The sequence below is a fragment of the Mucilaginibacter sp. 3215 genome (assembly GCF_050433785.1).
In the GTDB taxonomy this organism is placed as follows: Bacteria; Bacteroidota; Bacteroidia; order Sphingobacteriales; family Sphingobacteriaceae; genus Mucilaginibacter.
On sequence record NZ_JBNPWO010000004.1, the window covers coordinates 216,143 to 228,590 of the forward strand.

Below are 12,448 nucleotides of genomic sequence, written 5' to 3' on the forward strand. Positions count from 1 at the left end.
TAGTCCGGAAGTCAGTAAAGTCCGCAGGTTAGGAAGATTAAAATTCTTAACCTGCGGACTTTACTGACTTCCGGACTTTTAGTCTAAATAAAAAATTATGTCACAGGGTTCTAATTTTGTTGATTATGTGAAGATCTGTTGCCGTTCAGGCCACGGAGGTGCTGGTTCTGCCCATTTGCATCGTGATATATTAACTTCAAAAGGCGGTCCCGACGGCGGTGACGGCGGCAGGGGAGGCCATGTTATTGTAAAAGGTAACGCCCAGCTGTGGACCATGCTACACCTTAAATACCGTAAACACGTTATTGCCGGCGATGGTGATTCGGGCGGCAGTTCTTTGCGTACAGGCAAAACCGGGCGCGACGAAATATTGGAAGTGCCCCTTGGTACTACCGTGAAAAATGCTGAAACCGGTGAAGTACTTTTTGAAATAACCAAAGATGGCGAAACCAGGATCCTTACTCCCGGTGGCCGCGGTGGTTTGGGTAACTGGCATTTTAAAACATCAACCCAACAAACCCCTCGCTTTGCCCAACCCGGGGAAGATGGCCGTGAGGACTGGAATATCCTGGAACTAAAAGTGCTGGCTGATGTTGGTTTGGTAGGTTTCCCTAACGCGGGTAAATCCACCCTGCTTTCGGTGGTATCGGCTGCCAAGCCCGAAATTGCCGATTACGCTTTTACCACGCTGGTGCCTAATTTAGGTATCGTATCATACCGTGGTGGCCGTTCATTTGTAATGGCCGATATTCCGGGCATTATTGAAGGAGCATCACAGGGCAAAGGTTTAGGATTTAGGTTTTTGAGACATATTGAACGCAATTCAGTATTGCTATTTATGGTGCCTGCCGATACATCGCGCAGTATAAAAGAAGAATACAGCATCCTGCTGCATGAACTGGAAGAATATAATCCGGAACTGATGCACAAGCCTCGTGTATTGGCCATAACCAAAACCGATATGCTCGACGACGAACTCCAGGCTGAAATGAAAAAGGAGATCCCCGATGGGATTCCCTCTATATTTATATCATCTGTAGCCCAGAAAAATATCGATCAGCTAAAAGACCTGCTCTGGAAAGAGATCAACGCCAGCGTTATTTAGCCTCCCACAAAATGTAGTCATTACTAAGCATCGTCATTTTAAAGCCGGTATAGCCAGGAAAACATTTGCGCATAATAGTTGATTTTGGACCGATGTAATCGGCGGGCAAAACTATGTACAGTGGTCCGGCGTGCCCATTATATACGTAGTCATCGTAATCGATAGCCACTTCAGCGCCAATGGTTTCAACGGTTATAGTGCGGTTGCGTTCAATTTCCAGGCTTAGATCAGGGCTGTTAAATACAAAAATGGCGTTGTTGTTTTGCTTATCCAGGTTGCGGATATAGTTTAGCGATGGCTGATCAATAAATAACTGTGATATCCCCGAATATCCCCTTGCGCCGATATTTTTATTTTGAAAGTAGCTTGGCACAAAGTATTTGTAGCTGGAGTAAGCTATTACAAAACATATAAAATAAAACAGGTATTTATAACCAGATTGCAATCTGCTTACCAGGTAAACGATGCCGGGTGCAGCGATAAGCCCGATGAGCCTCAAATGCCTTGCTTCATATGAAATATTGGCCTGTCTCAAAAACGACTGTCCGAAAAATAATACCGATACCACATAAAAAACCACCAGTAGCAGCGCATAATTTTTGTGAGGCACCTTTTTTACAGTAAACCACATGAGTAAAATACTTAATGCAGCACAGATCAGCACAATTATCACCCCCCAAAAGTAAGTAAACAAGGGAGGGTCATCATGAAACAAAAGGCCGTTTGTAAGGTCATCTATCGAAAAAGCGGTTAATATTGGCGAGGCCAAAGGAAAGCCAAAAGTTTCCCAAACCAGCTTCATACTTCCGGTTATCGATGAGGGGTTAGCACCTTTTGAAAGATAAAAATGATAGACCATAAATAAGGATAATACCGCGGGGACTCCTATCCATATACCATTTTTTATCCACCCCATGATGTCTTTTGTTCCCATAGAAAACCTGAGCCATAAAAAACAGCAAGTGGCGGCATACATCCATAAAAATGACGATTTGCAAATGAAGCCTAATATTCCACCTATAAAGAGGAATACAGCCAGTTTCCAGTTAGTTTTTTCAATGGCTATGCATCCGTATAAAAACCAGCCGGTGTAGCCGAAAAGCAGTACCTCGCCGCCATTGTAAAATACATACGGCGTAAAAAAGGACAACTGAATTACGATGAACAGTACGCTTAAAACCGAGATCATTGGCGTAAAGCCAGCCTTTTTAAAGAAGTAATAAAAGCCGAAAATGCCCGATAACGAAAATAGCAGGGTTACTATTGAAGAAGCGCGACCTGTATTGACGCCAAAAATCAGTTTGAAAAAGTAAGGTAACAGGTATTGCCCCGGAGACCACCAGGCAAGAAATTCTGACGTGTTTTTGCTGATATCATTTTGATCTGGTTTAACCATGACATTAAATGCTGAACCCTGTTCCATTGAACGCATTACCTGGAAACCCTTGCTGGGGTCGGGGTAAATGGCGGCTGGGGCTATGATCAGCATAATGCCCATAATGAAAACAATCCCGCTAATAACCAATAAAATGATTTGGTGGGTTTGTAGTTTCTGTTTCAGCATATAATTATTTTAAGCAGATGATGTTTAAGTTTTAACTGATTTCCCGTTCTCTGATCTTTACCGCCGGGTTGCCTTGATAGATGCTGTACGCGTCCATGTTTTTTGTAGCGATAGAACCACTGGTCAATACAGCGTGCGACGCGACCCTTACGCCCGGATTTACCATTGCCCCGGCACAGATCCACACGCCGTCTTCCAAAATTATGCCTTTGGTTATCAAATCAAAGGATGTTTTTTTGTAATTGTGGCTACCCGTTAACAGCACAGCCCCCTGCGACAGGCAAACATGCGCGCCGATTTGAATGAGCACTAAACTGTCTATCCATACATTTTCACCTATCCAGCTTTCATCGCCGATATTCAGGTTCCATGGATATTTGATGTTTACACAAGGCTTAACAGTTACATTTTTACCCACCTTGGCGCTAAATAGCTTCAGCAAAAATACTTTGAACGCACTTGAGGGTATAATGCTTGTTTTAAAGAATATGGCATTACAGTAGTACCACAAAATGCGTTTTAAAACGTTGCCGCCCGGATGATAAGGATAATTATTATAAGTTGAAAGGTCAGTTCTGAACATCAGCGCCGGTAAGCTTATCATTACGTTTAATCCAAATATACAGGCTAAACGCTATAATAATGTAAAGAAGTATGTTAAAAATGGTATGGTGATCAACTATCCGGTTTGCCTTTTTTGACCAAAAGATGGCCAGCAAAACAAAACGAATCACGTTTAAAAATTCGATGACTAAAATGCCTGAAATCAGGAATATCAATTTTGATCGCAACGGAGACGGATAGGCCAGCACAAAGGCGGAAAAAAAGCTGATCAATCCTAAACCCAGGCAGCTGTAAACTATGGCCAGTGTTCCTTTGCCCGCAACCAGTAATTCGTAGTTGTTATCTATAGCTACATAGCCCAACCACTTTAATATCACTACACTGCAATCTAATAAAACCTGTCTTAAAGCCGCAATATAATTCAGGTGTTCGGCCAAAAAAGCGTTATAATTCCCGCCGGGATTAGTAATGCCGAAAAAGAAAATGTTAAAGCTGTAAAATATGGCAAACAGCAATACAAACAACAGCACGAACCGTATCGCCGGGTTATTTAAAAAAGCAGGTAGTTTCATTGTTTTTTGCTCTCCTTTCGTAACTCATAAATTTTGGCATCAATCAAAAACCTGAACCAAAAACCTTGTAAAAAATGGAATACTAGTCCGGTTTTTCCATCTAAAAACCCCAATTTTATAAAGTATCTTATGGTAAAGTAAATTACAGGCCTTACGAATAAAGGAAACGCCTCGTATCGTTTTTTCATATACCGGCGGCGCTCCATCGGATTACCAAATAACTGTGGGTGTACCAGCTTACCATTATCGTCAATAACCGGGGCGTTTTGCTGCCTAACAAGGTATTGCGCCTCCAGCGTTGCCCAATGATTATGCCGGGCAATGAAACTGGTAAGCGAATCGGTTATTACGTCAATGATATCAGTTTTAAGTACCTGCGTTTTACCGGTAACTTTAAAATGCTGATCATACAATTTTTCTTCGCAATGCCCGAAGCCGCGCCTGAACAGGTTGGCGTGGTATGTTGGATAGTGGCCGCCATGTTTGATCCATTTGCCCATAAACATAGTACGGCGGCTAATCAGGAAACCATTAACTTCCGAATCTACAGACGTGCTGAAAATATTGTTCAATTGCGCGGCAAGCTCTGGTGTTACCCGGTGATCGGCATCAAGATTAAGAATCCAGGTGCCGGTTAAAGGAAGATTGTCCAGTGCCCAGTTACGCTGGGTTGCATAATTTTCAAACGGATGGCTGAAGATGTTTTGCGTATACCTTTGGCAAATGGTTAGCGTGGTATCCGTTGAACCTGAATCAACAATATAGACATTGGCTTTTAGCGCCGCCGCGCTTTGCAGGCAGTCACCAATGTTCTTTTCCTCGTTAAAAGTTAAGATAATGATATCCAGGCTCTCGCTCACTTGAGTTTGGCTTTAATGATCATGCTCATCCAAAAATAAGGGAACCTGCCGCAGCCCCTGAATGCCGTTACCTCAAATCCATGTTCGTTAAGAATTTGCGTAAGCGTTTTAACCGACCAGAATTTGATATGCCCGCCCTGCCACAAAGGGCTGATATGGTTATCCCATTTATTTAAAATACTCAAAAACAGATTTTTTAAATAACCATGATAAGGCGTTGAGATGATGAGCTCGCCTTTTGATTTGCTTAAAACGTCCCGGCAAAGGCGTGTAAACGCATAGGGGTCGTACAAGTGCTCAATAACCTCAGTTGATATAATGGTATTAAACTGCATATCTCGTAATGGCTCCGGTAACCCTTCAACCGAAAGATCATGAACGAAAAACCTGCCGGGATTCATTTTATCGGCAATGGCAATGCCTGGTTTGGATGCATCGATACCATAAGCGTTAAACCCTCTTGCCAATAAATAATTTACCAGGTGACCGTTGCCGCAACCAAGGTCGAGAATGCTGCTGTTAGTATCCTTATTTAATAACGACATAAGCGGTTTCTCGAGCTCCTTAAATACATGGCAAGGGCTTGCATCGGGATAATCGTAATCTTTATAAGCGCTCATGCGGTGGTTATTTGCGGATCCATATTTTTGTATTTTTCATTAAGGCAACTCTTTCAAAATCATATTGATCGGCTGCGTAATTCAAATCTCTTTTAAAATTTTAGAACTTAACAATGCCTTATGAATGAGCAGCATACTGATATAGCTCCAGAAGATGGTATTGAACAGGAACTCAAAACTGATGCCGCGCCACATGATCTGAAACAGGCCTGAAAATATAAGTGCTGTGCCTAATATATATCCCCCAAAAAGTTTTTCGGCTTTAACAGCTATTAGCTGTGCGAGGGCGCCATAAGCGAAAAGGAAAATAAAGATACCCCAATCACCTCCTGAAAGATACGCATCAACGATGTAGGCGGGTTTGGCTGATACGGTAGAGTTACGGTTAACCACCCCGGCATCATAAACGCGCTGCATGATCATGGCTTCGGTAATTGGTTTGGAAGGCCAGAAGACCCGCGGCACCAAAGCAATAGCCGATTGTTTAACAATATCCAATCCATAAAAATCCACATTTTTAGGTGTCGACTGCACAAAGCGGGTGAACATATCGATCTCGCTTAGGCGGTATACCAAAAAATCCCAGTTAGTTTCGTCAACATCGCTGTTATCACTATTTAATGCTGCGTCAAGGGCCAGTTGTGAAGCTTCGTCGCTATCGGCATCTCCATTCCATGCATTGGCCCGGAAAATATGGTTATATGTTGGTAAAACCGTAAATAATAAAACGATGATAGGTACAAAAGTAATGGTTACTAATTTTTTATAGGTAGGATATAAGAAAATCCCTAAAACCAGTATGCTGATAATAATAGGTTCTTTAAACCCTGATGTAAGCGCCTGGTAAAAGTTAAAGGCATATAATAACAGGCAGATAAGCGTATTAGCCCCTTTTTTTAGTGGTATGGCAAAGGCCAGTGCTAATGTACCTGCAATAAAGCTCAATGAGCTAAACTGGTAATAAAATTGGGAAAGACCAGGTATCTTAAGAAATAACAACGAAAGCGGGAAACTGATAATTGCCGATGTCATGAGCAGATTCGCCAGCCTTTCGGTTTCGATATGGTATTTTTTAGTTACCGGATAATTCATGAAAATAAGTATGCCCATCACAAATGAAGCATGCCCAAGGCAATAATAGCGCTGGCATTGGGCAATTAAGCCAAGGGCATCTTTATCATTTAACGTATGAATAAACACTTGCTTGAAATTTTCATAGCCGAGGGTATTCATAAAATAAAAGATGGACGTGCTGCACATATACCCCGCAAAAATTATCTGGATAATAAATAAGGGTCTCATCAACTGTTCGGCCATGGGGCGGTCGTTGGGGATCGGACGTACCCAACCGGTAAGTGTGATCAGGAATATAAAAAATGAGCCTCCCCATGCAATAAAATAGGATAACACATTATCACTTTTACATGCCAATGCCAGCAGCCATGGTATAAACAACACAATATACCGTTCTATCGATTTGCTGTTTTGCATTTATTAACTAATGTTGTGTTTTTTATAAATTGGCCTTAGTTTTTAGTCAGTTATCAATAAATGGAGAAAGAAACCTCACTCATGACTTCCGACATGATACTATTAACTTAACACCAATTGTTCTATTGCTTCAACCTGTTTGACAAAGCTCCACTCCTCAATTATCTGTTTGGAATGTTGCCCCATTGTAAATAAAGCGGTTTTATTATGTAGAAGCAATGTTTTTAATTTGCTTTTAAGATCGGTATTATCACCGGCATTAAAGATCAAACCGTTTTTTTTGTCTTTTACCAGATCGGTGCCCGCGCCCACTTTGCTTGATATCAATATGGCCTTGCTACAGACCATAGCTTCGTTTACGGCCAGCCCCCAGGTTTCACCGGGGCCTTTTGAAGGGAGGCAAAAAATGTCACATGCCTGATAAACCACTGGCATATAAAGCTGGTTTTGGAAATCAATAAAGTGGATGTTTTTATGCCGGCTTGCTTTATTTTTCAGTTCTATCTCCAAAATACCATTTCCTGCAAACAGCAGGTGGGTGCCTGGCTGGTTTACGTCAATAAAAACATTAAGCAGTAATAGCGGATCTTTTTTACTTTCAAATTTGCCTGCAAAAAGCAGTAGCTTTTCATCATTAGCTATTCCTAACTGTTTGCGCAACGCTTGGGCCTCATCTGTCCTGTTGATAGCGAAGCGACTGTTATCTACCGCATGAGGCGCAAAAAACAACTGCGTTTCTTTTAAACCACATTTTTTAAAATAAGCCTTATTGTTTGATCCGGTATACAGCGCATAATCAATACGGCGGTAGATCCGCTTTAAGAACATGCTTCGCAATACGGATTTGATACCACCTGTATCATCAAGTAAAGTTGAATCGCCCCGGAAAATAACAGGTACCCTGCCTTTAAAATATTTGAGGATTTTGCGATGGCTTTTGTAAAACCAGCCGTACACCATAATGACGTCGGGTTGCCAGCTATTTATTTGACTGATAAGATCAGGATTGTCGATCCCTTTTGAATGATGCGAGCCGGGATCGGCCGAAATGTTTTTTACCCACTCATAAGGATAACCCTCAAGAAGCGGAAGGTTCCAAGTGATAGTTTTACCAAAGCCTGGATCAAATTTTTGCGCACCGCCCTCGCCCCAGGTATAAAATACCATGACGTTTATTTTTTGCCGTTCATACAGCAACTTAAATACCGGTGCGTAATACTGTATGGGATGAGTGATAACTATGGCTAAATTTTTCATTCAGATGGCCTCGCCCATTATATTAACACTTTTTGCATTTTTAAGGCGATAGTTTATCAATTCAATGTCTCTGCAGTAAATAGTATTATATGCTCCGAAAGTATCCAACCCGGTTAAAACGCGTTTGAAAGGATCATAGGCGACGGCCTTAAAACCTTTTGACAGTAATAACTTGTGAATATCATGATCGCTAAAACCGTACCGGCCGCCGCTACCGTTAAGCTCAATGATAATGGCCTTCAGCAGGGGCGAATCAAGGGTAGATCCCATGCCTTTAAGCACTTCGGTCTCAAACCCTTCCACGTCTATCTTGATAAGAGCGGGTTTGTATGTTTCCAATAATGAATCAATAGTGATTATAGGTACGATAATAGTGTTTTTGCCTTTCTCATATTTAGTAATAACATGGTTCCCGGTATCTTCATCGGCCGAAAACCTGATTTCGCCAGTTGTTGCACCGGCGCCGGCATTAATAAGCGTTACCTTGTTCTGCAAATAATTAAGTCCGATATTGCTATTTAAAATATCAAAAGTTGCTTTAACAGGTTCAAGTGTAACACTATTGGCTTTGGCTATACCGGAAGCCAGCAGCGTATATGAACCTACATTCGCGCCAATGTCAAAAAAGGTATCGTCCGGCGTTAAAAAATGAAGCAGAAAGGCCATGTCATTAAATTCATGTAAACCGGTGTATATATTACCGGTAATACCGCTCATGCCCTTTGTTGCATAAAACTTAACATCACCAACAAAAGGTTTTATAATGAACTTCGACCTTGAAAGCCTTGACTGTACCTGCCACCAGGCAAACCGCCATAAGGCTTTTGCCGGATGCTTTTTTCCCAACGGGTGTTTTAAAATAAAGCCGACAGTTCGTTTAATGGCGTGCATAAAGAATTTTATCAAATAACCGGCACTGCGCCAGTGTCATTTCATGTGCCGAATATTTTTTCACGGTTTCAGCATTATATTCAACAGCCTGGAAATTACCCTTAATTAATTGCTCAAAAAATATAAATAGGTTTTCGGAGGTAACGTCATCATAGTTATAAACGTGTTCTACACCGTACTGCTGCATGATGGGTATAGCAGAGCTTGCGGCATTAAATACGGCCAAAACGGGCTTTTCTGTGAGCAGGTAGGGGAATATTTTTGATGCTGTGTATTTAGGATCATCTGACCCAGGTATAAAAAGCGCATTAGCCTGCTGCAGTGTGAACAAAGTTTGATAGTAACTGATGCGGTCGGCAATTTCAACAATATGTTCTTCCACATTATATTGTTTTGCCAGAGGAAGTATAGTAGTGATCCCCTGCCCGGCAGGGGCATAACTGGTACCGATGAAGTAGAGTTTGATTTTATCAAACTGCTTTTTATTTGTATTCAAGCCGGTTCGTAATGCCTCGAACACCGGGCTAATGGCTTTGTGAAGGTCCTTCCCGCCGCGGCCGATATATACCACATTGATAAAGCCGTCGTCAAGCAACGCTGCAAAAAGCTTTTGGTTAGTTTTAGCTATTTGCAGGTCGGGTTCAAATGCTCCGAAGGTTATAGTAGCGGCCGGAAGCTTTTGAATTACGGGATAGCGAGATTGGAGTTCATCAATGTAACCGGCAGATACGCTGATCAACCCCGCTGCATTTTTTATGGCGATGGGCTCCAGGTATTTATTTAAACGGTAGGCAAACCAATATTTTGGTGGCTGCTCACTTTTAGGTTTTTTGATATAATAATCGGAATGCCAGGGATCCTGCATGTCAATGACGTAGGGGATTCCGAAGCGTTTTTCCCAGTAGGCCCCCAGTATACAAACCGGGAACTGCGTGGTTGAAAAATAAATGAGATCGAATTTATTGTGTTTAACCAGGCGGTTAACTGTTTTGCGGTAATACCATAACGAGCGGATGGCAATACTGCCCAATCCAATTTTTGAAGTGAGTGCCTTGCTGAGCGCTTTTACTTTGTGAACTTTAATGCCCGGAGGGAGAGTTTGCAACAGCAATTCGTCTTTTGCCAGGTCGACATACTGGTCATCAATGGTCACCACTTCGGCATCCCAGCCGCAGGCTGCAAAGTATGGGAGGCTCATCCTCACACGCTGCATATCCGCTGCATTTACCGGTGGGAAGTATGGTGAAATAATGAGCAGCTTTTTATTCAATTGTTATACTTTTTGAACAAGACTTAAAAAGGTACGGCTTTCGGTTTCCCAGTTTAATGCTGTTTGGCCAAGATGGTAATTTTGTAAGCGGGTCTGATATAAAGCATTCGGGTTTTGAAGATAAAAGCTGATGCAATCCGTTAGCGATTGCAGGTTATTTTTTTTGTATAATTTTCCGGTATCCGGGTACTGTTCCATAAACAGCGTTTGCGCCTGCGTATCGCTCACAATCATTGCCAGACCGCATTGTATATAGGTAAAGATCTTATTGGTAAGGCAGATGTCCCTGTTTAAAGGAATGCCTGTTTCAGTAGCTATGCCAATATCAAACTGGTTCGCGAAATCGAAAATCTCGCCTGCACCAATAGGCTCATGAAACCAAAGCTGATCTGCATTTAATTTAAATTCTTTGGCGAGGTTCAACAATGCAGATCTGTAAGTTTCATTGCTACTGCCTAACAAGTGTAACCGAACATGCCCATTGGTAGCAGCCATGACTTTAATTACATCTTCCAATCCTCGTTTGGGGCCTACCGTTTGCGAAAACCAAAACAGTTTTAATGGTTCGTGAGCCCTATAATTAGGGCTGATTTGCAGCGCTGTTTTAGGAAACACGTTGTTTATTACAACAGGTTTTAGATAGCGGTATTCGCGTTGATAAAATTCTGCAATGAGCGGGCTGGCGGCAGTAAAATAATCAACATGGGGAAAGTATTTTTCTTCAATGTATTTATTGAGCTTGTACCCTTCATTATGAGTTGATGCAAACTGTCCCGAATGCAAATCTTCCGCATCGTAGCCAACTTTTACGTTGTAATGTTTTGCTGCCTGTATGGCTGCGGGCAAGGCGCCGAGGTTATGGGCGATATAAAGATCTGTTTTTATTTTTTTAGCTATAGACAATGCTTCGGTATGTGTGCGGCTGATAGCGTTCTCAGGTATATCGAAATGCCGGGTATATTTAAACAGCAGCGTACTTAACTTTTGGCGAATGCGGGTTTTAAGGTAAGTTGCTTTTTGTATCACCGGATCACCACCGCAATAAATGTACATACCGGGATATTTGCCCGTTAAAGCTTCATCGGCTTTTTGGGCCCATTGCTGGTAAAAACAGCAGATCACTTTAACACTATAACCAAGCTTGTGCAAAGTTTCGGCTTCCTTCACGAGGCGAGGGTTAGTAGTTGGCTGGCCGGTAGTTATAAAAGTAACGTTCTTCAATCTTTGTCCCGTGCCAGTTGGTATAATTCTTCGTATTGTTTGGCCAGTACACCGGCACTAAATTTTTGTTCCGCTACCTTCCGGCAGATGGCCCTGCTGATTGAGTCAATGCTGTTAATCGCCGTTATCATGTCGGCTTCTGTGGCGCATACAAAGCCATTTGACCCGTCAATGACTATCTCAGGTATGGCGCCGCGATTAAAACCGATAACGGGTGTACCGCAGGCCAGGGCTTCGGCCATTACAATACCAAAGGGCTCATCCCAGGTTACCGGCATCAGGAAAGCTTTTGAGTTACGGAGCAAGTGATTTTTCTGACTGTTATTAACCGGGCCTATGTATTTGATCTGCTTGCCATCAATATGGGGTTTTACCTGTTCATTAAAATATTGCTGGTGTATTGGCTCGTTGGGTACATTACCTGCTATCACCAGTTTTTGATTTGTTTGTTTTGCAGTGTGTATGGCAATAGCTGTCCCTTTTTCCTGTTGAATTCGGCCTAAAAAAGTAAGAGGGGCGTCATCGGCAACATTAGCGTTGAAATGATAATCGTTAATATCAACACCGTTATAAATAGTAGTTACATCAGCAAACGCATTGATTTGATTGGCTATGTAATTGCTACATGCCGTAAACCGCAACGAGCTTTTATGAGCGATGCTTACTGCTTTTTTTACCTGCGATACGGTAGGGGGCAACTGGTAAGATACGATTTTTGGAATACGGCTTAGCATCAACAAAGCAATATTGCTCATACGACCGAAGGTATGTACAATATCAAAATGCTGAAAAGCAATTTTTGACGTAAGCCGGTTAATTTTTACCAGATCTTTTACGCCATAATGAGCCGATTCACGGTAACCGATGAGTTTACAGCCCGGCTGCGAATGTTCATTGGCATACAGGGTAATATCGTGGCCTTTTTTTTTAAGCTCCTGGATCAGCATAAAAACAATGCGTTCGATGCCGCCGTATTGCTCGGGAGGCACAGGGATCAGCGGATTTACTATAACGGCTATTTTCAATTTCAATT

The 12,448-nt window shown here is 42.1% G+C and carries 12 protein-coding genes; 1 reads left to right on the forward strand and 11 read right to left on the reverse strand.

Annotated features, from left to right (window positions below; translation table 11 throughout):
• Positions 1-97: 97 nt before the first annotated feature.
• Positions 98-1,105 (forward strand): GTPase ObgE, encoded by a 1,008-nt coding sequence (gene obgE / locus ABIC84_RS09570; protein ID WP_429263442.1) that lies wholly within the window; start codon positions 98-100, stop codon positions 1,103-1,105.
• Here obgE and ABIC84_RS09575 read toward each other — a convergent pair.
• From ABIC84_RS09575 to ABIC84_RS09625, 11 genes are all read right to left on the reverse strand, one after another.
• A complete protein-coding gene (locus ABIC84_RS09575) occupies positions 1,098-2,669 on the reverse strand; it encodes a hypothetical protein (protein ID WP_429263443.1) in 1,572 nt (523 codons plus the stop codon). The two genes, obgE and ABIC84_RS09575, sit on opposite strands and share 8 nt — an antisense overlap.
• Positions 2,670-2,700: 31 nt before the next feature.
• Positions 2,701-3,273, reverse strand: coding sequence for a WcaF family extracellular polysaccharide biosynthesis acetyltransferase (locus ABIC84_RS09580; protein ID WP_429263444.1), 573 nt, complete (start codon positions 3,271-3,273; stop codon positions 2,701-2,703).
• Positions 3,239-3,805, reverse strand: coding sequence for an exosortase Y (gene xrtY / locus ABIC84_RS09585; RefSeq protein ID WP_429263445.1), 567 nt, complete (start codon positions 3,803-3,805; stop codon positions 3,239-3,241). The genes ABIC84_RS09580 and xrtY overlap by 35 nt, the downstream gene beginning before the upstream one ends.
• Positions 3,802-4,665: a glycosyltransferase family 2 protein gene (locus ABIC84_RS09590; RefSeq protein ID WP_429263446.1), complete on the reverse strand. Its 864-nt coding sequence runs from the start codon at positions 4,663-4,665 to the stop codon at positions 3,802-3,804. Before ABIC84_RS09590 ends, xrtY begins: the two co-directional genes overlap by 4 nt.
• Complete coding sequence (locus tag ABIC84_RS09595) at positions 4,662-5,285, reverse strand: class I SAM-dependent methyltransferase (protein WP_429263447.1); 624 nt, start codon at positions 5,283-5,285, stop codon at positions 4,662-4,664. Before ABIC84_RS09595 ends, ABIC84_RS09590 begins: the two co-directional genes overlap by 4 nt.
• A gap of 81 nt (positions 5,286-5,366) precedes the next feature.
• Positions 5,367-6,776 carry an exosortase Y-associated Wzy-like protein gene (locus ABIC84_RS09600; protein WP_426584489.1) on the reverse strand — a complete coding sequence of 470 codons (1,410 nt, stop codon included), beginning with the start codon at positions 6,774-6,776 and terminating at the stop codon, positions 5,367-5,369.
• Between the two features lie 102 nt (positions 6,777-6,878).
• Entirely contained in the window at positions 6,879-8,033 is a 1,155-nt protein-coding gene (locus tag ABIC84_RS09605; protein ID WP_426584491.1) for a glycosyltransferase family 4 protein, read from the reverse strand.
• Positions 8,034-8,924 carry an FkbM family methyltransferase gene (locus tag ABIC84_RS09610; protein ID WP_426584493.1) on the reverse strand — a complete coding sequence of 297 codons (891 nt, stop codon included), beginning with the start codon at positions 8,922-8,924 and terminating at the stop codon, positions 8,034-8,036. It abuts the gene before it with no gap.
• A complete protein-coding gene (locus ABIC84_RS09615; RefSeq protein ID WP_429263448.1) occupies positions 8,911-10,194 on the reverse strand; it encodes a glycosyltransferase in 1,284 nt (427 codons plus the stop codon). The genes ABIC84_RS09610 and ABIC84_RS09615 overlap by 14 nt, the downstream gene beginning before the upstream one ends.
• A gap of 3 nt (positions 10,195-10,197) precedes the next feature.
• Positions 10,198-11,415, reverse strand: coding sequence for a hypothetical protein (locus ABIC84_RS09620; RefSeq protein ID WP_426584497.1), 1,218 nt, complete (start codon positions 11,413-11,415; stop codon positions 10,198-10,200).
• Positions 11,412-12,440, reverse strand: a complete 1,029-nt coding sequence (locus tag ABIC84_RS09625; protein WP_426584499.1) for a glycosyltransferase family 4 protein — start codon at positions 12,438-12,440, stop codon at positions 11,412-11,414. The genes ABIC84_RS09620 and ABIC84_RS09625 overlap by 4 nt, the downstream gene beginning before the upstream one ends.
• Between the last annotated feature and the right edge of the window lie 8 nt (positions 12,441-12,448).

Excerpts from the sequence above, each read along its gene's own strand:
- obgE (WP_429263442.1), top strand. The coding sequence starts at position 98 with ATGTCACAGGGTTCTAATTTTGTTGATTATGTGAAGATCTGTTGCCGT.
- ABIC84_RS09575 (WP_429263443.1), bottom strand. The coding sequence starts at position 2,669 with ATGCTGAAACAGAAACTACAAACCCACCAAATCATTTTATTGGTTATT.
- ABIC84_RS09580 (WP_429263444.1), bottom strand. The coding sequence starts at position 3,273 with ATGATAAGCTTACCGGCGCTGATGTTCAGAACTGACCTTTCAACTTAT.
- xrtY (WP_429263445.1), bottom strand. The coding sequence starts at position 3,805 with ATGAAACTACCTGCTTTTTTAAATAACCCGGCGATACGGTTCGTGCTG.
- ABIC84_RS09595 (WP_429263447.1), bottom strand. The coding sequence starts at position 5,285 with ATGAGCGCTTATAAAGATTACGATTATCCCGATGCAAGCCCTTGCCAT.
- ABIC84_RS09600 (WP_426584489.1), bottom strand. The coding sequence starts at position 6,776 with ATGCAAAACAGCAAATCGATAGAACGGTATATTGTGTTGTTTATACCA.
- ABIC84_RS09605 (WP_426584491.1), bottom strand. The coding sequence starts at position 8,033 with ATGAAAAATTTAGCCATAGTTATCACTCATCCCATACAGTATTACGCA.
- ABIC84_RS09610 (WP_426584493.1), bottom strand. The coding sequence starts at position 8,924 with ATGCACGCCATTAAACGAACTGTCGGCTTTATTTTAAAACACCCGTTG.